The organism is Alishewanella agri BL06, from assembly GCF_000272005.1.
GTDB lineage: Bacteria > Pseudomonadota > Gammaproteobacteria > Enterobacterales > Alteromonadaceae > Alishewanella > Alishewanella agri.
On the sequence record NZ_AKKU01000001.1, the window covers coordinates 341,321 to 365,792 of the forward strand.

Here is a 24,472-nt window from a genome sequence, read left to right on the forward strand (position 1 = left end):
GAGCAGGCCTGGTGTTGCTGCCGTAGCCTGTTACGCTCAGCTTAATTCCACTGCCTGATGCACAACTAACTCGTCATCTTCCTGCTCGAAACCTACTGGTACGCTAGGTACTGCAACCTTATCAAAGGCGGTATCACCATCGCTGAGCAGAGCGCTTTCTTTGCTAATCGCCGCAAAATCAAACAGCGTTTTATCCGCCAGATGGGACGGCACAATGTTCTGCATTGCCTGAAACATGGTTTCAATCCGGCCCGGGAAACGTTTATCCCAGTCCTGCAGCATTTCTTTTACCACCTGCCGCTGCAACCCGTCCTGTGAGCCACAGAGGTTACACGGGATAATCGGGAAAGCCTTGGCTTGCGAATATTTTTCGATATCCTTTTCTTTGCAGTAAGCCAGAGGCCGGATCACGATATGTTCGCCGTTATCACTGATCAGTTTGGGCGGCATCGATTTCATCTTGCCGCCATAAAACATATTTAAAAACAAGGTTTCCAGCATATCATCGCGGTGGTGGCCGAGGGCGATTTTAGTTGCGCCCAGTTCTTTGGCAGTGCGGTACAAAATACCACGGCGCAGGCGTGAACACAGCGAGCAGGTCGTTTTGCCCTCCGGGATCTTTTCCTTGACGATGGCATAGGTATCTTCAGTAACAATTTTAAAGTCGACACCAATGGCTGTCAGATACTCTGGCAGCACATGCGCCGGGAACCCCGGTTGTTTCTGATCAAGATTCACCGCCACAATACTGAAATTAATTGGCGCCGATTGTTGCAGATTCAGCAGAATATCCAGCAGGGTATAAGAGTCTTTACCGCCGGATAAACACACCATCACCTTGTCGCCTTCACTGATCATGCCAAAATCAGCAATGGCCTGGCCAACGTTACGGCGCAGCCGTTTGTGCAGTTTATTCAGATTGTATTGGGCTTTCGCTTGCGCGGCGTGAGACATCATTAACTACCAGACAGAAAAAAGGCGCACATTATACCCAAGGGTGCGCCTACGCAAAAGAGGAATAGGATCCTGCTCTAGGATTTCTCCAGCGGACAGACAAAGTTTTCCGGTTTTAACGCCAAGACATCGCAGTCTAGTCGGTCAATCACATGCTCGGCGGTATTGCCGATAATGGCGGCCGATAAACCGGTTCGGCCGATGGTACCAATTAATACCATTTCCGCATCCAGCTGCCGCGCCAGTTTCGGGATCACATCTTCTGGCATACCCTCCAGCACATGACACTGTTCCGCCGGAATCGCATAGTCGTCGGCGAGCAGCTTGACGGCATCTTTATGGTGGCGCTGCATAGTGCTGTTATATTCCTGCGGATTAAACTCCGGGATTTCGATGGCGATATTAACCGGCGTACCCGGATAGGCATTGACCAGATGTACCTTGGCGTGCAGCAATTCAGCCATTTGTAACGCTTTAGTAATTACGCGTTTATTTAATGATTTATGATGTTCTTGTTCGCTGCCGGCATTAACTGCGGCGATAATATTTCCTTGCTCCGGCCAGGCGTGTTCTTTTACCAGCAATACCGGGCAGGGACACTTGCGTAAAATATGCCAGTCAGTTGGGGTAAAAATCATCGATTTCAGTACGTCATGATCATGAGTACCTTTAATGACTAAGTCGAAGTTATGCTCCAGTACCGCCTTGACCACGGCTTCGAAAGGTCTGTTGTGCCAAACCACCTGTATCGCAATGTCGAGCCCGGCGGCCGTTGCCGGTGCTAATAAACCGCTAAGCCAGATTTCACGATCCTTAATCACCGCTTGTTTCATGGCTTCGCGCTCATCACCGGACAACATGGTGGTCATCTCATAGGAGAATTCATACACCGACAGAAATGCCGTCAGTTTACCGCCTTGTTTGCGGGTTAGTTCCAGCGCACGATCCAGCGCTTTTTGCTGTTCCGTAGTTGGATCCAGTACCACTAAAACATTGTTGTAAATCGACATAATATCTCCGGCTATCCATTCTAACTCACCTAAGTGTAGTCAAAATAACCGGAGTTGGTAGCGGGGCTTTTGTGTTAAATCAATAAACAAGCAACAAAGTTAAAGCGGCGTTGCGGCGCAATAGGCGTTGTTGCTTTACTGAAATCAATATGGGGGGTTAGCAATTCCCTGCCAGATTATTTAGTGCCAACGCATCAAGAATGGTAATCAGTTTACCGTCGACATCAATAATCTGATCTTTATGCAGTTTACTCAGCAAACGGCTGATGGTTTCCACGGTTAAGCCCAGATAATTACCGATATCACTGCGGGTCATCGTCAGACGGAAAGCCTTAGACGAAAAGCCCCGGTTACCGTAGCGTGATGCCAGATGATTGAGGAAGGTCGCCAGTTTTTGCTCGGCAGTTTTCCGGTTTAACAACAGCAACATTTGCTGATCTGCCTGAATGTCCTGGCTCATCAGCCGCATCATTTGCTGCCGTAATTTGGGCAGTTGATCTAATAACAGTTCGAGATTATTGAACGGGATTTCACAAATCATTCCGGTTTCCAGCGCTTCAGCGTAACTTACGTGTTGCTGGGTGTTGATCGCATCAAAACCGATAATATCGCCGGGCAAATGGAAGCCGGTAATTTGTTGCTCACCCTGTTCGGTCAGGGTAAAGGTTTTAAAGGATCCGGTACGCACGGCGAACAGCGATTTTAGTGCGGTGCCACTTTCAAACAGAATATCGCCTTTATGCAGCGGGCGTTTACGCTGGATAATGTCATCCAGCTTGGTCATTTCCTGATCGTTAAGTGAAAATGGCAGGCACAGCTGGCTAAAACCACAATCCTGACAATTAATCGCCGAGCGTTGCATCGAATGGATCCTAAAGTCCCTAATATGGCTGCTAGCTTAAAAAACTAACCTCTGCAAAGCAAGCCATATCGTATAAAAGCCATAGATAGCCAGTATAGCCGCAGTCGCATAACGAAACAGCATATTTGCTTTGAGCTGACGTAAGGCGTTGGCTGCGCTGCCAACGGCGAGAAGAGCGGGCAGGGTACCGATGCCAAAGCCAAGCATCAGGGCGGCACCTTTTAGCGCACTGCCGCTGGCCAGACTCCAGCTTAAAGTGGAGTAAACCAGGCCACAGGGCAGAAAGCCCCATAACAGGCCATAGCGGTAAGCTTTGTTGGCTGAATCCAGCGGTAACAGCGCTTTGCTCAGTGGCTGTAGCCGCTGCCATAGGCCCTGACCAACCTTTTCTAATAGGGTTAAACCAAACCAGAGCCGGCTAATGTACAGCGCCATGGCAATCAGCAGCAAGCCGGCAAGCAAACGCAGCCATAGCATGGATGCCCCGGTCACTTGCATCGCCGTAATACCAAAATAGCCAACCAGGGCGCCGAACAAGGCGTAAGTCGTTAAGCGTCCGGCACTGAGTAACAACGGAAAGTACCAGCCGTGACGGCGTTGTTCTGCCGGTACACTCAGTTGTAAGGCACTGGCGATACCGCCGCACATCACCAGGCAATGACTGCTCCCCAACAAACCAATCAGTATGGCGGCGAGAAAATCAGGGCTCATCTTGGCGCGACGTGTTGTCGTGGTTTGGCTGCTGGCGTTGTTTGTCAGACTGCACCTGCTGCTTATCCTCATCAAACAGGATGCTTAAGCCTTCTTTTTCCAAATCTTCAAACTGTTTTGAGCGTACCGCCCAAAAGAAAATCCAGATACCGATGGCGACAAATAAAATGGCAATCGGGATCAGTACATAAATAATGCTCATTTCTTCAGTAACCTTAACGAGTTAGATACCACCAGCAAGGAGCTGAAGGACATACCAATCACGGCAATATAAGGTGATACAAAGCCTGCTACCGCCAATGGAATAATAATCAGATTATAGCCTACCGACCAGCCAAGGTTTTGTTTGATGGTACGGGCGCTTTGTTTACCACCGGCAACTAAATCTAATACCAGGCTGACATCTGGCTTTAACAGCACCACATCGGCCTGGTTTTTTGATAAATCCGCGCCTGAGTGCACGGCGACAGAGATATGGGCGGCATTAAAACCAGGGCTGTCATTAATGCCATCGCCAAGCATTAAGACTTTATGGCCATCGGCAATCAGTTGCTGGATCTGCGCGACTTTTTGCTCTGGCGAGCAGCCCTTTACCATAAAATCTAACTGCAGCTGCTGGCTGATCTGCTCTGCCTGCTCCGAGCTGTCGCCGGTCAACATGCCTAAACGATAACCCTGTTGCTGCAGTTTGGCGACCAGTGCCGGCACTTCCGCCCGGATCTGATCACTCAGTTCTACCGCAGCAATCGGCTCGCCGTCGATCACCAGATATACCATCGCATTGCTGACTTCGCTCAATTGACAAAACGCCGCACTGCCGACTTTAAGCTGTCGTTGTTGCCAGCTGCCACTGATCCCAGCGCCAACGGCAACGCTCACCTGCTGCAGTTGCAATGGTTCGGTCAGATACGGAGCAAAGGCCCGGGCGATGGGATGCTCGGAATAGCGCTCCAGATTGGCAATGAAATTCAGCACCTCAGCTTCACCGTATTGCGTGCTGAGTAAGCTGACCTGGCTGACACTAAACTGGCCTTCGGTAAGGGTACCGGTTTTATCGAACACGATATGGCTGATTTCTGGCAAAGTTTCCAGTGCCTGAGAATTTTTAATCAGGATCCCCTGACGGTTTAAGCGTGCTAAGGCACAGGTAATAGCGGTGGGGGTTGCCAGGCTGAGTGCACAAGGGCAGGTGGCAACTAAGACCGACAAGGTAACCCAGAATGCCCGGTCCGGGTTCCACCAGAAATACCACAAACCAAAGGTCAATACCGCTATTACCAGTAAGCGTTCGACAAAGTATTTTGCCAGCTGGTCAGTTTTTTCCACCAACCGCGGTTTTTGATTTAGCGTCTGCTGCTGCAACTGGATAATCTGGCCCAGGCGGGAGTGCGCCAAGGCCTCGCTAACGCGAATTTTCAGTAAACCATCATGATTGATACTGCCTGCCAGTACCGTATCGCCGGGCCCTTTACTAATTGGCCGGTACTCACCGGTTAGCATCGATTCATCAACCGAGCTTTGCCCCTCTGTGACGATACCATCAGCTGGCAGGGTTTCGCCGGCTTTGACCAGGATCAGATCGTCAGGTTGCAACCGGCGCGCCGAGGCACTGGTTGGGCCCTGCTCAGTTAATAAAGTGGCGGTGACCGGCATAATCTTTAGCAGGTTGCTGGTGGCCTCTCGTGCCTGGGCCCGGGCGCGGTATTCAAAAAACTTACCCAGCTGCAGCAGAAAGGTAAACATACAGACCGATTCAAAATAGACTTCACCGGTATGAAACAGCGTTGCATAAGACGAGGCGAAAAAGGTATACCAGAGCGCCAGGCTAACCGGCACATCCATATTCATCTGCCTGGCTTTAATGCTGCGCCAGGCACTGAGAGTGAAAGGTTTGGCGGCATAGAGCAGCACCGGTATGGTCAGCAGCATACTGATCCAACGCAGATAGCCTTCATGCGAGGCTTCGATACCCGTGTATTCGCCAAAGTACAGTGCGAAGGCCAGCATCATCACTTGCATGGTGAGAATGCCCGATACCGCCAATCGTTTCAGATAGCGGTTTAATTCCTGTTTAAAGGTCTGTTCTTCCTGATCGGCAACAAAAGGACTGGCCTGATAACCCAGCTCAGAGATTTGCCGTAAAATGCCGCTTAATGGCAGCTTATTGCTGTCCCAACTGACCGACGCACGTTGGGTAGAGGCGTTAACCGTAACCTTGGCAATGTCTGGCAGTTTTTTCAGTTGCTTTTCAATTAACCAGGCGCAGGCAGCGCAGCTCATGCCGGATAGTGACAATTCCAGTTCAGTTAAATCGCCATGCTGGCGGCTGATATCGGCCAGTACGTCTGGCTGATCAAAGTTGGCTAACTGGTTGGCAAGCTCGTCGGGCAGGGCGGTAACTTTAGCCGCGGCTTCGGTACGGAAGCGGTAATAGTCTGCCAGGCCGTTATTAATAATGGTATCGGCAACCGCCTGGCAACCGGCGCAGCAAAAAAACTGCCGGTTACCATCGATATACAGGGTAAAACGCTCGCCGGTAGCTACCGGCTCATGGCAATGGAAACACTGCAGGTCGCCCAAGACGCCTCTTCCTTAATCAATACAGATAACAGTGATTATTTATAACCCAGTTTAATTTCCTGCTCAGCCGGCAGCACCAGATTGGCTTTGAGTCGCCATTCATTGGACGCATCCGATACGGTTAAGCGCCAACGACCATCTGGTGTCAGGGGTAGGGTGGCAACATAAAGTAGTTCACCACTGCGTTCGGCATCGACAGCAAAATCCCGGGCGCCGAGGGTTGGATGATAAAAGTCTAAATGAATGCTGTCGCCCAGCACCGCATTTTCGGCAAAGCGCACTACGGCTCTATTGCCGGCGACCAGGATGCTGGCATCCAGATTACGCAACGCCGCTTCACGGTACTTGGCAAGTTGCAAGTTGATACTTTTACCCGCCGCATAATAATCATCAATGACGACTTCCGGTTTGTGTTGTTGCATCACTACCACGGTATGCACCGCTTTTAGCGCCGTCAAAACCGGTATCGCAATTAATACCCAGGGCCAGACATATTTATACCAGGGTTTGGTATCCTGTTGCATTCGTAACCTCATTATAAAACTAAGCCCCTGTACGGGGCTTAGATTCTATCAGAACATCCTGCCTGGTGTTAGCGCAGGTCTTCCGGATTCGCTAAGCGATAAACATAGGCTGTCAGGATATGTACCTTGTCTTCACCCAGTGTTTCTTTAAAGGCAGGCATCACACCGTAACGGCCATTGCGCAGCGTTTCTTCGATATCCCGGGCAGAGCCGCCATATAACCAGATATTATCAGTCAGGTTCGGCGCACCGAATGGCAGGTTGTGAGCAACGCTACCGCGGCCATCCACGCCGTGACAGGCAGCACACATACCAAACTTGGCTTTACCGGCTTCAGCGTCTTTTTCATTGACAGCACGGCCAGACAGTTGCAATACATAGGCAGTCATTTCCTTGATGCCCTGGTCGCCCAGTGCGGCTTCCCAGCCCGGCATTGCAGCTTTACGGCCGTATAACAGCGTTTCTTTGATCTTGTCTGGCGTACCACCATATAGCCAATCGTTATCAGTCAGGTTAGGGAAACCACGCTGACCGCGGGCATCTGAGCCGTGACATAACGCACAGTTTTGCAGGAATAAACGCTGACCAATTTTCAACGCTTCTGCATCATAGGCCAGATCCAGCACATCGCGTTTAGCGAAGGCCTGGAAAACCGGGCCGTATACTTCATCTGCTTTAGCGTTTTCAACGTCTAATTCAACATAACGACCTTCAGCACGAGCCAGCTCAACGGCCTGCCGTGACTCTTCCAGTGACTTAATGCCCTGATTGGAGCTGGTCCAACCGAGGAAACCTTTGTAATTTCCCAGACCCGGATAAGCAGCCAGATAGAACACTGACCAAATCAGGGTGGCAAAGAACATATAGGTCCACCATTTTGGCAGTGGGTTGTTGTACTCTTTTAAGCCATCAACTTCGTGATCAGTAGTCTGATCTTCAGGTACGCCCACGAAGTTTTTCAGGTTCCACAATAACAGCACTAAACACAATACCAGTACCGGTATGGTCAGTACCCAAATCCAAAGATTCCAGAAGCTACTCATGCTCCTTCTCCCGTTTCGAATGTTGTTTTCCGGATTCCGGTTCGTCGTCAAATACTAAGTTAGCGGCTTCTTCGAAGTCAGACTTACGTTTTTTGCTGTAAGCCCAAATCACAAACGCCACAAAGCCAACGAACAGGATCACTGTCAGAATGCTGTGAACTGTTGCAAATTCCATAACCGTTACTTCAGCGCTGTGCCCAGTGATTGCAGGTAGGCAATCAGGGCTTCCATTTCGGTTTTACCTTTAACTGCTTCTGCAGCACCGGCGATATCTTCATCGGTGTAAGGTACGCCGAAACTCCGGAAAATCTCCAGCTTACGGGCCGTGTACTTGCCGTCCAGAATGTTGGTATCTAACCACGGGTAAGCCGGCATATTCGACTGTGGCACCACCGAGCGTGGATCCATCAGGTGCGCATAATGCCAGTCATCACTGTAACGACCACCCACACGGGCCAGATCCGGACCAGTACGCTTTGAGCCCCACAGAAACGGATGTTCCCATACGCTCTCACCGGCAACCGAGTAGTGACCGTAACGTTCTACTTCAGCGCGGAACGGCCGAATCATTTGGCTGTGACAGTTGGTGCAGCCCTCACGGATAAACACATCCCGGCCTTCCATCTGCAGGGCAGTGTATGGCTTCAGGCCGTCAATTGGCTGGGTGGTTTCATCGAGAAACATCAGCGGAGTAATTTGAACCAGCGTACCAAAGCTGATGGCGATAATGGTGAAAATGCCCAGTAAACCAACGCTTTTTTCAATTTTTTCGTGATGATTTTTTGACATTTGGCTCTCCTTAGGCGGCGGCTGCAGCAGGTTGGGCTGCTGGTGTTTTACTGCTTACTGTCTTGTAGACGTTGTAAGCCATCAGCAACATACCGGCGACCACGAAGGCACCACCAATAAAGCGCATCAGATAGAACGGCATCGAGGCTTCCAGGCTTTGGACAAAGCTGTAAGTCAAAGTACCGTCAGTGTTAACTGCGCGCCACATCATGCCTTGCATAATACCGCTGATCCACATTGCTACGATGTACAGCACCACACCAATAGTGTGCAGCCAGAAGTGGGTGTTAATCAGTTTTAAGCTATACATTCCGTCTTTGTTATATACCGCCGGGATCAGGTGGTACATAGCACCGATAGAGATCATCGCAACCCAGCCCAGCGCACCTGAGTGCACGTGACCTACGGTCCAGTCAGTGTAGTGTGACAGTGCATTCACGGATTTGATCGCCATCATCGGGCCTTCGAAGGTCGACATACCGTAGAATGACAGCGATACAATTAAGAAGCGTAAGATGGGGTCGGTTTTCAGCTTATGCCAAGCGCCTGACAGCGTCATAATACCGTTGATCATGCCGCCCCAGCTTGGTACGAACAGCACCACAGACATCACCATACCTAAAGACTGGGTCCAGTCAGGCAGGGCAGTGTAGTGCAGGTGGTGTGGACCGGCCCAGATATACAGTGCAATCAGCGCCCAGAAGTGGACGATTGACAGCCGGTAAGAATACACCGGACGACCTGATTGTTTCGGTACGAAGTAGTACATCATACCCAGGAAGCCAGCGGTTAACAGGAAACCTACCGCGTTGTGGCCGTACCACCACTGCACCATGGCATCTACCGCACCGGCGTAAATTGAGTAAGACTTACCCAAATTCAGCGGGATCACCATGCTGTTGACGATATGCAGCGCGGCAACGGTAATAATAAAGCCGCCATAGAACCAGTTCGCGACATAGATATGGCTGGTTTTACGTTTAGCCAGAGTACCGAAGAACACGATAGCAAAACTGACCCAAACGATGGTAATCAGCACGTCAATTGGCCACTCCAGCTCGGCATATTCTTTGCTCTGGCTCAGGCCCATTGGCAGGGTAATCACGGCAGCGATAATAACCGCTTGCCAGCCCCAGAAAGTAAACATGGCGAGCTTTTCTGCAAATAACCGAACCTGACAGGTTCGTTGCACCACATAATAACAGGTGGCGAATAAGGCACTGGTACCAAAGGCGAAGATAACGGCATTGGTATGGAGAGGACGAAGACGGCTGTAGGTCAGCCAAGGCGTATCAAAGTTAAGCGCCGGCCAGTATAACTGGGCTGCAATTAACACTCCCACCGCCATGCCGACAATACCCCATAATACGGTAGTGATGGCAAAGAGGCGGACAACGCTATAGTTGTATTCAACATTTAACGGTTTGGTCTGGCTCATGTTGAGTTCCGCTGCAGTTTTGCTGGTTACTAAAATACCACCTGAAGGTGGCCCTTCTTGTTATAAATGGATACGTCCGCTGGATGAGGCCATCGCAGTTGGTTGTACCCACTTTATTTGGCCCGAATGATAAGGCCTTTACCCCATAAAAGATAGGCAAAGCCGCCTATTTTATGATGTAGAACAAAGTCGCTGTTCAATTTTCAGGCAATTAGGCCTGTTGCTGGTTTTTTGCCTGTTGTTAGCGCTAAGATAGCCACTTCTACGAGTTTAGCAGGCATTACCCTGAGATGAAGTTTGCAGTGAAGTTAGTGTTGTGTTTCATTTTTTTATTTGTACTGCAGGCTTGTACACCCGCTGCTAATGATAACAGCCAGCTGACCCTGCTGCAAACCGCTGACCTGAGTGTACAAATCAGTCCGGCAACAATACCGGTAGAAAGCCCGCTGACGCTAACGGTGAAAACAAACCTTGATATTCAGCAACTTAGTGGTGAAATTCGCGGCATTTCGATGTATATGGGGCGGATCCCGTTACACTGGCGTAAGGTCAGCGACACAGAGGGCACCGTCTGGCAAGCGGAGTTTTTGCTCGGCGCCTGTACCGATCCGCAAATGCGTTGGCAGTTGACGCTGACTATGGCAACCGTCAGCGGGCAGCAGCAACTGCAGCTGATCGATTTTACCTCAAGCTGGTAAGTCGTTGACTCAGTTGTAAGGCAGCTGGTTGGTTTAAATCCAGTTTTGCGGTTTCAACACAAACAAACTGCTGATAACTGTTTTCCGCTAAATCCGGCAGCGCTTTGTTGCGCTCCCGCCATGGATTCCAGACCACAGTAGCATCCTGGCCCAGTTGGCTGATGTTTAACTGCTGTGCGCCACTTTGTAACAACAGCTCTGCCGCAGGCTCCGGATAAACCCTATCAATTTCCCGCTCAAAGCGAAGCGGCGCAGTGCTTTCTACCCGTTCGCCGCCCAGCGTTTTATCCAGATAGGCGCCGGGTAAAGGACTGACACTGGTGTCTGACAGTGACGGTACCGCAAAATAACTGTGTAACGCAGCTTGTTGCAGCATCGGCTCGGCACAGTCCAGCTGTAAAGTCAGAGCCTCCGCGGTCAGCTTCAGCGTCAGGTTTAGCGTTACGCTGTTATGCAGTGTCGGGATATCATCGACATCGATGCTTAACGTAACCAAAGCGAGCTGTGTCGACGGCTCCGCCTGCACCTGACGCCACAGTCGGTTACGCACTAAGCCATGGTTGGGTAGTTTAGCCGCGCTGATATTAAACGGCTTGCCCGCCGGGCCAAACCAGGGCCAGCATACCGGCACGCCGCCGCGGATCGCTTGTTGCTGTTGCCAGACCGCTTTCGGGGATAGCCACAGCAGCTCCCGTCCGGGCGCTGGCTGATAGGATAACAACTGAGCGCCATACAGCGAGATCACGGCCGAAGCTTCGCCACAGACTAATTTCAGGCAGGGCAGGTCAGTTAAATGGGCAAAGCCGGTCTGAGTACTGATTTGCGATAGTGTCTGCGACATCCTGATTCCTTATTACTCGCTCAAGGCGTGGTAAAATAATGTGCTAAATCTACTGCCTTAAAATGCACACAGCCAGCAAAAGCTGGCTGTAGTGATTAGCAGGAGACAATTAGAACTTCATTAGCTCTACCGTGTTATCCAGCATACGGTTACTAAAGCCCCACTCATTATCGTACCAGCTCATCACTTTGACCAGCCTGCCCAGTACCCGGGTTTCCGTGGCATCAAATACCGACGACATTGGGTTGTGGTTAAAGTCGATTGACACCAGCGGCAGATCGTTCACCGCCAGCACTTCGCTCATTGGGCCGCTGCTGGCGGCCTTACGGATAATATCGTTCACTTCTTCAGCAGTGGTATCGCGGCCAGCAATAAAGGTCAGGTCGACTAAAGATACGTTAATCGTTGGCACCCGTACCGCCAGGCCATCAAATTTGCCTTTTAGCTCTGGTACCACTAAACCGACAGCAGCAGCGGCGCCGGTCTTGGTCGGGATCATCGACATTGCCGCGGCGCGGGCACGGCGCACATCAGTATGATAAACATCACTTAAGCGCTGATCGTTAGTGTAGGCGTGGATAGTGGTCATTAAACCGGATTCAATACCCAAAGCTTCATATAGTGGCTTGGCAACCGGCGCCAGGCAGTTAGTGGTGCAGGACGCATTAGAGATAATGTTCATTTCTGGCGTCAGGATCTGATGGTTCACGCCGTAGACCACAGTGGCGTCGACATCTTTACCCGGTGCTGAGATGATGACTTTCTTCGCACCGGCCGTTAAATGGGCGCCTGCGGTTTTACGATCGGTGAACAGGCCGGTACATTCCAGTACCACATCGACTTTCAGCTCGGCCCACGGCAGCTCGGCCGGATTACGCACGCTGAGGGTACGGATTTCGTCATTGTTCACATAGATGGCTTTGTCATCGTGGCTGACGTTGGCAGCAAAAATACCGTGCGCGGTGTCGTATTTTAACAGGTGGGCGTTAATCGCCGCATCGCCGAGATCGTTGATGGCTACGATCTTAATGTCATAGCTTTTGCTGCTTTCATACAGTGCCCGCAGCACATTACGGCCAATCCGGCCAAAACCATTAATCGCAACACGAATAGTCATAAGAACCCCGCTGTTAAAGTGTTAAACTGTTTGAAAACGTATTCATCAGGTATTTTGTAGTAAAATTACATTATTCATGGCAATTTTCAAGCTTAAAAGCATTTTTGTTGCTGATTTTGTAATTTAATGACATAAATGACCATGACAAGCAGCAAACCGCTCCTTACAATAGACTGCTGAGTCGCATGAGTATGATACACACCATAGGCACATTTAATTAAGGATTTCCAATGGACGCCGCCTTACTCGCCGAACTGATTGCCTTTAACGGCATTGAAACCACCTTTAATGATGCCTGGGGGCAGCCGTGTCAGGTCAGTGAGCCGGATCAGTTAGCGCTGCTCAGTGCCATGGGATATCCGGTACAAGATGAAGCCTCCTGCCGCCAGGAGCTGTTACAGCGGCAACTGGATTATTGGCAACAACTGATCGCGCCGGTATCGGTGCAGCAGCAAGATGAGCAGGGCTGGCAGCTGGAAGTGATGGTGCCACTGGCGCTGGCGAATACCGATTTTACGCTGACGCTGACTACTGAGCAGGGCGCAACACAGCAGTGGCCACTGCTGCCGGTAGATGGCGAGCTGACACAGGTGGTGGTGTTAGAGGGCGAAGAGTATCAGCAGTATCTGCATCATATCGCCTACCCATTAACAGTCGGTTACCATCAGCTGGAGCTGCGCTGCAGTGGTACCGATTTATTGGTTAACCAGCAACTGATTATCAGCCCTGGTCATTGTTATCAACCGGCAGCGTTTAGCCAGCGCAAACAGTGGGGTAGCGCGATCCAGCTTTATGCGCTGCGCTCGGAGCGCAACTGGGGGATCGGTGATTTTAGCGATCTGCAAACGCTGATCCGCTATCTGGCGAAGCAGGGGGCAGATTTTATTGGCCTTAACCCCATTCATGCGCTCTATCCGGCCTTAGCGGATAATGCCAGCCCTTATAGCCCGTCGTCGCGACGCTGGCTCAATATTATTTACCTTGATGTGACCGCTACACCTGGCTTTAACGAAAATGCGGCGCTACAGGCTCATCTAAAGCAGCCTGCGGTGCAACAGGCAATAGTTGCAGCGCGGCAGCAGGACTGGGTCGATTACCCGGCCGTGATGGCGCTAAAGCTGCCAGCATTGAAGCTGTGTTATCAGTGGTTTATCGACAACAAGGCTTCGCAGCCTGAACTGGCTGCCGCCTTTGATGCCTTTAAAGCCGCGGGCGGCAACAGTTTAGCGCAGCTGGCGCTGTATGATGCGCTGCATGCCTGGCTGTATCAGCAAGACAGCCAATACTGGGGCTGGCCAAACTGGCCTGAGCAATACCGGGATCCGGACAGCGACGCCGTGCAGCAATTTGCCGCTGAGCACGCAGCTGAGCTGGATTTTTATGTTTATCTGCAATTCCTGGCGCAGCAGCAGCTGGCAGAGGCCCAGCAACTGGCAACAGCGCAGGGCATGTTATTAGGTTTGTATCGTGATTTAGCGGTTGGCGTCAGTGAAGCCTCGACCGAGATCTGGGGGAATCCTGAGCTGTATTGCCGTGACGCCAGTGTCGGTGCGCCGCCGGATCCACTGGGGCCGACCGGCCAAAACTGGGGTTTGCCGCCAATGAAGCCGTTTCAGCTGTACCAGCAGAGTTATCAACCTTTTATTGAGCTGTTGCGTGCCAATATGCAGCATGCCGGTGCGCTGCGGATTGACCATGTAATGGCGCTGCTGCGACTATGGTGGGTACCCAAAACGGCGGCTAATGCCGGTTCGGGTGCCTATGTTTATTACCCTATTATGGATCTGCTGGGCATTCTGGCGCTGGAAAGCCAGCGCCAGCAGGTGGTGGTTATTGGCGAGGATCTGGGCACAGTACCAGAGGGCATCCGTGAGTTACTGCAGCAATTCGGTATCTATTCCTACCGGGTCTTCTTCTTTGAAACCGCGCCGGATGGCGGCTATATTTCGCCGGCACATTATCCGCTGCAGGCGATGGCGACCTTAAGTACCCACGATTTGCCAACCTTAATCGGTTTCTGGCATTGTGAAGACTTAAAACTGGGCCAGCAACTGGGCTTGTATCGCGACGAAGGCCAACTGCAACAGCTTTATCAGCAGCGCCATGCCAATAAACAGCGAATTTTAGATTCGCTGCACGGTCATGGCCGCTTACCGGCTGATTACCCGCGTAGTGTCGATCAGCTTGCTATGGACCGCACTATGAATTTCGCTATGCAGCAGCATCTGGCCGCCGGCGCCCAGCAGCTGTTATGCCTGCAAATTGAAGACTGGCTGGAAATGACTCAGCCGGTGAATGTGCCCGGCACCAGCAATGAATATCCAAACTGGCGGCGCAAATTGAGTCAGCCGCTGGAGCAGTGGACGCAAGAGCCGCATATTGCCGCCTTATTGCAGCAATTAACGGCGCTGCGCCGCCAATAAATAAGCCGCTGTAAGGCCCGTTCAGGTAACTCTCAGACATTTTATTAAGGACAGAATCATGACTGCACAGCTGTTAACCGAAGCCCGTTTAAATCAGCCGTTTGGCTTTTTAGGTTGGCAGCCGCGAATGCAGGATGGGAAAGCGCGTGGTTTGTTGCTGCGCTGCTATCTGCCGCATGCCAGCGCGGTCAGTGCTTTCGATAGCAAAACCAATAAACTGTTAGGTGAGTTAACGCCCGATAGTAGTTGTCCCGGTTTATTTGTGCTGGAGCTACCGACCAAGCGTAAGGCGGTGCCCTATCGGTTACAGGTTACCCAGGGCCGCTATCAGCACCAGTTGTTTGACCCTTATCAGTTTACCGAGCAAGCTTATTATGCGGTGCACTTTGTACAGCATCAGCCGGAAAATCTGTACCGGCAGCTTGGCGCCCAGCTGATTGAGCTGGACCATGCCGGCAAACGGCTGCCGGCAACCCGTTTTGCCGTCTATGCACCCAATGCCAGCAGTGTCAGTCTGGTCGGTGACTTTAACCAGTGGGATGGCCGCTGCCATCCGATGCAACGCACCGACTGTGGCCATTTCGTGTTGGTGCTGCCGGAAGTTGCCGCCGGCGTGCGTTATAAATTTGAAATTAAAGATCAGCATGGTCATCTGTTACCACACAAGGCTGATCCGCTGGCCTTTTATGATGAGCAATATCCGTCGCATGCCTCGTTGGTTTACGATCATCAGCAGTATCAGTGGCAGGATCAGGCCTGGCAAAACCGCACTGCGCCCAATCCGTATCAGAGCCCGATGAGTATTTATGAAGTGCATCTGGGCTCCTGGCGCCGCGGGCCGGACAATCAACCGCTTAATTACCGTGAGCTGGCGGCGCAGCTGATCCCTTATGTACTGGATCTGGGCTATACCCATATCGAACTGTTACCGGTGATGGAGCATCCGTTTGATGGTTCCTGGGGCTATCAGCCACTGGGGCTATTTGCCCCCACCTCGCGTTTTGGCCATCCGGATGATTTTAAAGCCTTTGTCGATGCCTGCCATCAGGCCGGTATCGGCGTTATTCTGGACTGGGTACCGGCGCATTTTCCGGAAGATGGCCATGGTTTAGCCCGTTTTGACGGCTCGCATCTTTATGAATATGCCGATCCGCGCCGTGGCTGGCACCCGGACTGGAATTCCTGCATCTATGATTTTGGTAAGGATTATGTGCGCCAGTTCCTGGTGGCCAGTGCGCTGTACTGGCTGGAGCACTTTCATATCGACGGCATCCGCGTTGATGCGGTAGCCTCGATGCTGTATTGGGACTACTCGCGTAAAGCCGGGGAATGGATCCCGAATATCGACGGCGGCAATCATAACTATGAAGCCATTAGTCTGTTTCGCTGGCTTAACCGCGAAGTGTATAGCAAGTTCCCTAATGCCATGACCATTGCCGAAGAGTCGACGTCTTTCCCGATGGTGTCACGACCGACCGACGGTGGTGGCCTCGGTTTTGGCTTTAAATGGAATATGGGCTGGATGAACGATAGTCTGCGCTATATCAGTAAGGACCCGGCTTACCGGCAGTACCATCATAATGATCTGACGTTTTCGATGGTGTATGCCTACAACGAGAATTTTATTTTGCCGTTATCGCACGACGAAGTGGTACATGGTAAAGGCAGCTTACTGCAAAAAATGCCGGGCGATGAGTGGCAGCAGGCGGCGAACTTACGTGCCTATATTGCTTTTATGTACGCGCACCCGGGTAAGAAAATGAATTTTATGGGGAATGAGCTGGCGCAAAGCCGCGAATGGAATCATACCCAGAGTCTGGACTGGCAGCTCTTAAGCTATGATAAGCACCGTGGGGTACAGCAGCTGTTCCGCGATCTGAACCTGACTTATCGGCGCTGCGCACCGCTGTATCAGCTAGACTATGAGCCAGCGGGCTTTGGCTGGCTGGAGCATCAGGATGCAAGCCATAGTACGGTGAGCTTTTTCCGGCAGGATGCGGCCGGCCAGCGTATTTACGTGGTCAGTAATTTTACGCCGGTGCCGCGCCAGCATTTTGCGCTCGGCGTGGCGGAAGAGGGCGAGTTTGAAGTGATCCTCAATACCGATAGTAAGTATTTCTGGGGCAGTAATTATCCGGTGCAGCAGCAGGCACTGGTCAGTATTGCTGAAGCCTGGCAGGGCCAACCACGGCGGCTGAGCTTGAATTTACCGCCGCTGGCAACCCTCTATCTACGAGTCAAATCTTAGGATTAGCGCGATGGCCGATCAGATAGCACTGTTAAAAATGAGTCCTGGCAAGCCGGCGCCATTGGGGCCAACGCAACTGAGTGCCGGCTGCTGGAACTTCGCCGTCTATGCCCCGGATGCGACCGGACTGCAACTGTGTTTGTTCCGCCCGGATACGGAAGAGCTGCTGGCGGAAATTGCTTTTAGTGGCCGCACCGGGGAGATCTGGCATTTGCAGGTGCAGGGCGTCGCTGAGGGCACCCTCTATGCACTAAAAGCCGCAGGCCCGAATCAGCCGGATCGCGGTTTATTGTTTGACAGTAACAGGTTGTTACTGGACCCGTATTGCCGGCAGTTAAACCGGCCACAATATTGGCATGAACAGCAATATTTAAGCCGTAGTCACTATTCATTGGCCAAAGGCGTACTCAGCAGCACTGAGTTTGACTGGCAGGGCGCCACTAAGCCACAGATCCCACGCGAAAAAACCGTACTGTACGAGGCGCATATCAAGGGCCTGACCATGCAGCATCCGGCGGTACCGGAAGCATTGCGCGGTACCTACCTTGGTCTGTGTCAGCCAGAGGTGATCGCGCATTTAAAAGCACTGGGTATTACTACGGTGCAGTTACTGCCGGTGGCGGCCTTTATGGCAGAGCCACGCTTAAGTAGTCTGAAGCTCACCAACTACTGGGGTTATAACCCGCTGGCATTTTTTGCACCCGAGCCACGCTATCAGGTAGAAGATGCGGTGCAGGAGTTTAAAACCCTGGTTCGCACCCTGCATCAGCATGGGCTGGAAGTGATTCTGGATGTCGTTTTTAACCACACCGCTGAAGCGGGCGAAGATGGCCCGGTGCTCAGTTTCCGCGGTTTGGCCAACCGCCAGTATTATCTGTTTCACAGCCATGGTGAAATGATTGATTATCAGAATTACTGCAACTTTACCGGCTGTGGTAATACGTTAAACCTGTCACACCCAGCGCTGCAAAAAATGGTACTGGATGCGCTGCGGTACTGGCTGACTGAGATGCAGGTTGATGGCTTCCGCTTTGATTTGGCGGTAACGCTGGGCCGTGAGCATAAACGCTTTAATCCCTATGCCGCCTTTTTCCAAATCATCGCCCAGGATCCGGTGCTGTCGCAGGCCAAGCTGATTGCCGAGCCCTGGGATGTCGGGCCCTTTGGCTACCATCTGGGGCAGTTCCCGGCGCATTGGTCTGAGCTTAACGACAAGTTCCGCGATACCTGCCGCGCGTTCTGGCGCGGTGACAGTGGCACCTTGCCAGATTTTGCCACCCGCTTACTGGGCTCACGCGATATTTTCCAAAAGCACCATAAGCCGGCCAGTTGTAGTGTCAATTATCTGTGCTATCACGATGGTTTTACGCTGCAGGATCTGGTCAGTTACCAGCATAAACATAACTGGCTGAACGGTGAAGAAAACCGGGACGGCCATAGTCATAACCTGAGTAGCAATCATGGCGTCGAAGGCCCAAGCTCAGATCCGGCAATCGTCGCCGCCCGGTATCAGCATAAGCGTAATCTGGTGGCGACCTTGCTGCTGAGTCAGGGCATTATCCACTGGCTGGGCGGTGACGAACTCAGCCATAGCCAACACGGTAATAATAATGCGTATTGTCAGGATAATCCGATTTCCTGGCTTAACTGGCAATTGGATGGCCATAGTACGAAGTTTTTGCAGTTTGTACGCCAGATGATAGCACTGCGTAGCCAGTTTAGTTGCCTGCAGCAGCTGAGTTTACTGGACGATCAGTATCAGCTGCATGGTGACAAACATCAGGTGCACTGGTATTTACTCGATGCCACGCCGATGCAGGAACAACACTGGCATCAGGCCGAACTTAACTGCTGTATGCTGGAGATTATCAATACCAACAGTCAGCAAAGCCTGCTGGTACTGATTAATGGTTCGGCCCGTAACGAAGCCGTGTTATTTCCGGGCAACAGCCGGCAACTGGTGTTTGATACCGCGCTGGATGATGGTTTACAACCGGTTAAACCGCTGCAAGCCAGCCAATGGCTGCAAACGGCGCACAGCCTGTCAGTCTGGCAGTAGGCTTATGCCGGTTATTCGGCTATAATGCCGGCCATTTTTCGAGCCGCGCCAAGGCGCATTTCTCTGCTGTTTAAAGGATCGTCAAATGACAGACAACACACCACTGTGTGATATCGGCTTCGTTGGAGCCGGCGTAATGGGCAAAAACCTGATCTTAAACCTGGCAGATCATGGTTACCGGGTGGCGGCCTTTGACCTCGATCTGCAAAAGCTCGAAGCCGTGCTGGCGCAGGATACCGCAGAGCGCGGTGACCAGCCGCCGCGGGTAATTGGCTGTAGCTCCTACACCGAATTATTATCCCGCCTTTCTGCCCCCCATCTGATTGTTCTCTCTGTTCCCGCCGGTAAAGCCGTAGATGATGTCTGCCACAAGTTGATTGATGCCGGCATTCAGGCCGATGATATCGTGGTCGATACCGGTAACAGCCTGTGGACCGACACTGTCGCGCGGGAAAAAAGCTTTGAAGGTAAGTTTATCTTTTTCTCAACCGCCGTTTCCGGCGGTGAAGTCGGTGCCCGTTTTGGCCCCTCCTTGATGCCAAGTGGCGATCCCTATGCCTGGACCCGGATTAAACCCTTATGGCAGGCCATTGCGGCCAAGGTTGATCCGGCCACCGGCAAAGCTATCGAACGCTTTGAGCCGGGTAATCCGGTTACCGAAGGTGAGCCATGCGCCAGCTATATTGGCCCCAGCGGCTCAGGCCACTATGTGAAGATGGTGCATAACGGCATTGAATATGCCGATATGCAGTTGATTTGCGAAGTGTATCAGGTGATGCGCGATGTGCTGGGCATGTCGGCGCTGGCGATTGCTGACATTTTCCGGCGCTGGAATGAAGGCCCGCTACATAGCTATTTAATCGGCATCAGTGCCGAGGTACTGGCGACGAAAGACAGTGAAACCGGCTTGCCGCTGGTCGATGTGATTGTCGATAAAGCCGGCCAAAAGGGCACCGGCCTGTGGACTGCGGTCAGTAGCCTGCAGCTGGGTAGCCCGGCGCCAACCATAGCTGAAGCGGTGTACGCCCGTTCTATCTCTGCTCTTAAAACCGAGCGGGTCAAGGCCGCGACAGTGCTGGCGGGTCCGGCGCAAAACCTGTATAGCGAAGCGCAGCAGGCGGAGCTGATTCAGATGCTGCATGATGCGCTGTACTGCGCCAAGATCTGTGTCTATGCCCAGGGCTTTCATTTAATGAAAACGGCAGCGGAAGAGCAGGGCTGGCAGCTGAATTTCGCCGAAATTGCCAAGATCTGGCGCGCCGGCTGTATTATCCGCGCGGTATTCCTGCAGTCGATCAGTGAAGCTTATGAGCGCAACGACGAGCTGGAGAATCTGCTGCTGGATCCGTTTTTCTCCAAGCAAATTTCGGTCTATCAGAAAAACTGGCGTAAAGCGGTTGCCAATGCCTCGCTGGCCGGTATTCCGGTTGCGGCACTAAGTTCAGCGCTGAGTTACTACGATGCGTACCGCACTGCAGTGTTGCCAGCCAACCTGCTGCAAGGGCAGCGCGATTATTTTGGTGCCCATACCTTTGAACGGACCGACAAGGCCAAAGGTAAGACTTATCACGTAGATTGGAGCCACCCAGAGCGGCCAATGGTGAAAATTAAATGACGACAATAATCGGAACCCCGGGTACCAGCAGTAGCACCAAGGTGCTGTTATTAGGTGCCGGTGAGCTTGGTAAAGAGCTGTGTATTGAATTAAAGCGCTACGGCTGTGAAGTAATTGCGGTTGACCGCTATCCGAATGCGCCGGCGATGCAGGTGGCTGATAAAGCCGTGGTGATCTCGATGCTGGATAACGCCGCACTGCGCCAGCTGGTGATCAGCGAAAAGCCAAGCCTGATAGTGCCGGAGCTGGAAGCCATCGCCACCTCGGTATTGCTCGAGCTGGAGCAGGCCGGATTTAACGTGGTACCCAGTGCCAAAGCCGTTAATCTGACGATGAACCGCGAGGGGATTCGCCGTTTAGCCGCCGAGCAGCTGCAATTACCGACTTCACCCTATCAGTTTGCGGAAGATAAAGCCGGCTTTCTGGCCGCAGTCGCGGCTATTGGTTATCCCTGTGTGGTTAAACCTATTATGTCCTCCTCAGGGAAAGGCCAGAGCGTGCTGCGCTCGGATGCCGATCTGGAGCAGGCCTGGGCCTATGCGCAGGAAGGTGGCCGTGCCGGTAAGGGCCGGATCATCGTGGAAGGCTTTATCGATTTTGACTATGAAATTACTTTGTTAACAGTGAATTCGGTGTCCGGGATCCAATTTTGTGCGCCCATTGGGCATCGCCAGGAAAAAGGCGATTACCGCGAAAGCTGGCAGCCACAACAGATGTCAGCTATGGCACGGCAAAAAGCGGAAGCCTATGCGACTGCTGTAGTAGAGGCACTGGGCGGTAAAGGCTTATTCGGTGTTGAGCTCTTTATCAAAGGCGACGAGGTTTGGTTTAGTGAAGTCTCACCCCGGCCGCATGATACCGGTATGGTGACGCTGATCTCGCAGCAACTGAGCGAGTTTGCGCTGCATGCACGCGCCATTTTGGGTTTACCTATTCCACAGATCAGGCAGTACGGCCCGGCTGCATCAGCCGTGTTGCTGGTACCGGGACAGAGCCAGAATATTCAGTATGCCGGTTTAGCCGATGCGCTGCGTGAACCTGATACAGAGCTGCGGCTCTTTGGTAAGCCGGAAGTGCAGGGCGAGCGGCGAATGGGTGTGGCGCTGGCGCTGGCCCAGAGCACTGAGGCTGCAACAGCTAAAGCCTTGGCGGTTGTGCGGCAGCTAACGGTAACGCTTAAGTAATCAGTCTGTGGTGTCGGTCAGCAGATCGGCACCACGACGAGAGTATTGGTCTGGCGCCGGTGCAGATTAATGTTCCTTATTTAGTAATAAACTCTTGTTGTATAAAATCTTTTGGTGTTTCTTCTCCTGACAGCTATGCTTGAAGCACAGAAGTCTGCAGGAAGAATAATGATGAGTTTTTGGTCTAGTGCCGCTGGCCGGCTATTGTTCTTACCCATCCTGGCGCTCGCCGGTTTCTTATTAGTTGCTGCCGTTGCGATGCATTCCCTCCAGCAAAAATTGATTGAAGGACGCGAACAGCGTGTCGTGGCTGTCATTGATGTTGGAATGTCGTTAGTTAAACATTATCAGCAGCTGGCTAAAAGCGGTGTGATGAGTCGTGAGCAAGCACAGCAGGCGGCACTGGGGGCAATTAAAGCACTGCGCTACGACAAAGTGGAATATATTTGGATTAACGATTTAGGTAAACCTTTTCCTAAAATGGTGATGCATCCCACGGTACCGGCACTTGAAGGCACGGTATTGGACCGCCCCAGCTTCAATTATGCCACCCTGATGCGCAGCGCCGATGGTCGTCAACAGCACAAACTGAATAACCAGAACTTGTTTGTAACCTTTGTCGATACCATCGAACGCTATGGCAGTGGCTTCGTCGAATATCAATGGACTAAACCCTTAGCCGGTGGCGGGGTAACTGAAGAGCGTTACACTAAGCTTTCCTATGTCATTGCAGATCAGGAATGGGGCTGGGTGCTGGGATCCGGCATCTATATTGATGATGTCCGCAAGACATTCTGGCAAACCGCTTTGCAGCTGGCGCTGGTCATAGTACTGGTCATGCTGTTAACGATAGCGGTCTCTCTGTATATCCGGCGCTGGTTATTGCGGCAACTCGGCGGCGAAGTGGCCTACACCCGGCAGTTAGTACAACAGGTTGCGGCCGGCGATTTTAGCGCGGCTATCAGTCTGCGAGCCGGCGATAAGGATAGTTTGTTGGCGGCAGTCGCCGCCCTGGTTGAGCGGTTGCGCGACCTGGTTAGTCAACAGCGGGCGCTGGTTAGTGGTCTTAATCAGCAATCTGAGGCGCTGGACAGTTCCAGCCAGCAAAGTCAGGCGTTATTGCAGCAGGTAATGGAGCAAACCACTCAGGTTGCGACGGCAGTGCATGAAATGAGTACCACCTGCGATGATATGGCGCGTAATGCCACTACGGCGGCACATTCGGCGCGGGATGCCGATCGGGAAGCGGTAGCGGGCACGGCTGCGGTGAGTCAAACTCTGGAGGCGATTAATCAGTTACAACACAAGGTGGAACAGGTGGCCTCGGTGTTGTCGGAGTTATCTGACAGCAGTCAGCAAATCGGTGCGGTGACCGAGGTGATTGGCAGCATTGCAGAGCAAACTAACTTGTTAGCCTTAAATGCCGCCATTGAGGCCGCCAGGGCCGGTGAACAGGGGCGGGGCTTTGCCGTAGTGGCTGATGAAGTCCGAACCCTGGCCAGTCGTTCGGCCAGTTCCACTCAGGATATTAATAACAGAGTACAAGGTATTCAGCAGGATGCTGCCCGGGCGGTGAATTCCATGCAACAAAGCCAGCAGGAAGCCAGCCTGACTATAGCCCGTTCTTCTGAAGCCAGTAGCGCCTTACAGCGGATCAATAGTGCTGTTGCCCAAATCACCGATGTTAACGATCAACTGGCCAGTGCGACCGAAGAGCTCGCCATGGTCGCCGGTGGCATTAATCAAAATATGGAGCAAATTGCTCAGGCGGTGCAACAAACCCATGAGCAGGCGGCACAGTTGGCAGGTGCCAGCAGCCAGTTAAGGCAGATGGCACGGGAATTAAATAATCTGTTGGCTGGCTTCCGCGTATAATAACTCAAGTGAGAAACTCTGTGACGTGCTGAGGTACAGATGAAATTAACTGAACAACAATGGCGGGAGCGCCTGACCGATGAGCAATATCGGGTCACCCGCTTAAAAGGCACTGAGTATCCCTTTAGCGGTGAACTGCTGCACCATACCGCCGATGGGACCTATCATTGTGTTTGTTGTGGCACGGTGCTGTTCGACTCCGCAACCAAATTTGATGCTGGCTGTGGTTGGCCCAGCTTTTACCAGGCCATTGAGAACAAGGTAAAATACCAACCTGATCACAGCCATGGTATGCAACGCATTGAAATTCTCTGTGCCACTTGTGATTGTCACCTGGGTCATGTTTTTGACGATGGTCCGGCTCCGACGGGGCAGCGCTACTGCGTTAATTCCGTGTCTTTAAGCTTTAAACATACGACTAAAGCCTAAAAAAACCTGTAATTGTTGTGGTAGGGTTTCATAATCCATTACAATAGGCCGCCTTTCATGACCGCTGTACCC

21 protein-coding genes are annotated in these 24,472 nt (G+C 52.0%); 8 read left to right on the forward strand and 13 right to left on the reverse strand.

The genetic code is table 11. The annotated features are described in order from the left end of the window. Positions 1-36: 36 nt before the first annotated feature. The 11 genes from ttcA to ccoN form a co-directional block, all read right to left on the reverse strand. The gene (gene ttcA / locus AGRI_RS01580) at positions 37-954 is read right to left on the reverse strand and encodes a tRNA 2-thiocytidine(32) synthetase TtcA (protein WP_008983275.1); all 918 of its coding nucleotides are present in this window, start codon (positions 952-954) and stop codon (positions 37-39) included. Positions 955-1,031: 77 nt separating this feature from the next. Beyond that, positions 1,032-1,964 (reverse strand): universal stress protein UspE, encoded by a 933-nt coding sequence (uspE, locus tag AGRI_RS01585; protein WP_008983276.1) that lies wholly within the window; start codon positions 1,962-1,964, stop codon positions 1,032-1,034. A gap of 157 nt (positions 1,965-2,121) precedes the next feature. After that, the gene (gene fnr, locus AGRI_RS01590; protein WP_008983277.1) at positions 2,122-2,826 is read right to left on the reverse strand and encodes a fumarate/nitrate reduction transcriptional regulator Fnr; all 705 of its coding nucleotides are present in this window, start codon (positions 2,824-2,826) and stop codon (positions 2,122-2,124) included. A 36-nt stretch (positions 2,827-2,862) separates the two neighbouring features. Then, complete coding sequence (locus AGRI_RS01595) at positions 2,863-3,537, reverse strand: sulfite exporter TauE/SafE family protein (RefSeq protein WP_040291163.1); 675 nt, start codon at positions 3,535-3,537, stop codon at positions 2,863-2,865. Continuing rightward, the gene (gene ccoS, locus AGRI_RS01600; RefSeq protein ID WP_008983279.1) at positions 3,527-3,739 is read right to left on the reverse strand and encodes a cbb3-type cytochrome oxidase assembly protein CcoS; all 213 of its coding nucleotides are present in this window, start codon (positions 3,737-3,739) and stop codon (positions 3,527-3,529) included. The genes AGRI_RS01595 and ccoS overlap by 11 nt, the downstream gene beginning before the upstream one ends. Next, a complete protein-coding gene (locus tag AGRI_RS01605) occupies positions 3,736-6,117 on the reverse strand; it encodes a heavy metal translocating P-type ATPase (RefSeq protein ID WP_008983280.1) in 2,382 nt (793 codons plus the stop codon). Before AGRI_RS01605 ends, ccoS begins: the two co-directional genes overlap by 4 nt. 35 nt (positions 6,118-6,152) lie before the next feature. Next, positions 6,153-6,653 carry a FixH family protein gene (locus AGRI_RS01610; RefSeq protein WP_237712999.1) on the reverse strand — a complete coding sequence of 167 codons (501 nt, stop codon included), beginning with the start codon at positions 6,651-6,653 and terminating at the stop codon, positions 6,153-6,155. A 56-nt stretch (positions 6,654-6,709) separates the two neighbouring features. After that, positions 6,710-7,684 (reverse strand): cytochrome-c oxidase, cbb3-type subunit III, encoded by a 975-nt coding sequence (ccoP, locus tag AGRI_RS01615; RefSeq protein WP_008983282.1) that lies wholly within the window; start codon positions 7,682-7,684, stop codon positions 6,710-6,712. Continuing rightward, positions 7,677-7,859, reverse strand: coding sequence for a cbb3-type cytochrome oxidase subunit 3 (locus AGRI_RS01620; protein ID WP_008983283.1), 183 nt, complete (start codon positions 7,857-7,859; stop codon positions 7,677-7,679). Before AGRI_RS01620 ends, ccoP begins: the two co-directional genes overlap by 8 nt. A gap of 5 nt (positions 7,860-7,864) precedes the next feature. Beyond that, on the reverse strand, positions 7,865-8,473 hold the full coding sequence (ccoO, locus tag AGRI_RS01625) for a cytochrome-c oxidase, cbb3-type subunit II (protein WP_008983284.1): 609 nt from the start codon (positions 8,471-8,473) through the stop codon (positions 7,865-7,867). Between the two features lie 10 nt (positions 8,474-8,483). Next, a complete protein-coding gene (gene ccoN, locus AGRI_RS01630) occupies positions 8,484-9,911 on the reverse strand; it encodes a cytochrome-c oxidase, cbb3-type subunit I (RefSeq protein ID WP_008983285.1) in 1,428 nt (475 codons plus the stop codon). A gap of 290 nt (positions 9,912-10,201) precedes the next feature. On the opposite strand from ccoN, the gene AGRI_RS01635 reads away from it, so the two are divergent. Further along, positions 10,202-10,609, forward strand: a complete 408-nt coding sequence (locus tag AGRI_RS01635) for a hypothetical protein (protein WP_008983286.1) — start codon at positions 10,202-10,204, stop codon at positions 10,607-10,609. Here AGRI_RS01635 and AGRI_RS01640 read toward each other — a convergent pair. Then, positions 10,593-11,450, reverse strand: coding sequence for a D-hexose-6-phosphate mutarotase (locus AGRI_RS01640; protein ID WP_008983287.1), 858 nt, complete (start codon positions 11,448-11,450; stop codon positions 10,593-10,595). The genes AGRI_RS01635 and AGRI_RS01640 overlap by 17 nt on opposite strands. Positions 11,451-11,559: 109 nt before the next feature. Further along, positions 11,560-12,567, reverse strand: a complete 1,008-nt coding sequence (gap, locus tag AGRI_RS01645; protein ID WP_008610273.1) for a type I glyceraldehyde-3-phosphate dehydrogenase — start codon at positions 12,565-12,567, stop codon at positions 11,560-11,562. A gap of 230 nt (positions 12,568-12,797) precedes the next feature. Here gap and malQ point away from each other — a divergent pair, with 230 nt between their 5' ends. The 7 genes from malQ to msrB all read left to right on the forward strand — a co-directional run bounded on the left by malQ (position 12,798) and on the right by msrB (position 24,400). After that, a complete protein-coding gene (gene malQ, locus AGRI_RS01650; RefSeq protein WP_008983288.1) occupies positions 12,798-14,990 on the forward strand; it encodes a 4-alpha-glucanotransferase in 2,193 nt (730 codons plus the stop codon). A gap of 55 nt (positions 14,991-15,045) precedes the next feature. Continuing rightward, entirely contained in the window at positions 15,046-17,238 is a 2,193-nt protein-coding gene (gene glgB / locus AGRI_RS01655; RefSeq protein WP_420169859.1) for a 1,4-alpha-glucan branching protein GlgB, read from the forward strand. 10 nt (positions 17,239-17,248) lie between these two features. Further along, positions 17,249-19,297, forward strand: coding sequence for a glycogen debranching protein GlgX (gene glgX, locus AGRI_RS01660; RefSeq protein WP_008983290.1), 2,049 nt, complete (start codon positions 17,249-17,251; stop codon positions 19,295-19,297). Between the two features lie 85 nt (positions 19,298-19,382). Beyond that, a complete protein-coding gene (gene gndA / locus AGRI_RS01665) occupies positions 19,383-20,912 on the forward strand; it encodes an NADP-dependent phosphogluconate dehydrogenase (protein WP_008983291.1) in 1,530 nt (509 codons plus the stop codon). 5 nt (positions 20,913-20,917) lie between these two features. Then, the gene (gene purT / locus AGRI_RS01670) at positions 20,918-22,096 is read left to right on the forward strand and encodes a formate-dependent phosphoribosylglycinamide formyltransferase (protein ID WP_231728867.1); all 1,179 of its coding nucleotides are present in this window, start codon (positions 20,918-20,920) and stop codon (positions 22,094-22,096) included. A 168-nt stretch (positions 22,097-22,264) separates the two neighbouring features. Beyond that, the gene (locus AGRI_RS01675) at positions 22,265-23,971 is read left to right on the forward strand and encodes a methyl-accepting chemotaxis protein (RefSeq protein WP_237713000.1); all 1,707 of its coding nucleotides are present in this window, start codon (positions 22,265-22,267) and stop codon (positions 23,969-23,971) included. Between the two features lie 39 nt (positions 23,972-24,010). After that, positions 24,011-24,400 (forward strand): peptide-methionine (R)-S-oxide reductase MsrB, encoded by a 390-nt coding sequence (gene msrB / locus AGRI_RS01680; RefSeq protein WP_008983294.1) that lies wholly within the window; start codon positions 24,011-24,013, stop codon positions 24,398-24,400. Positions 24,401-24,472 lie beyond the last annotated feature (72 nt).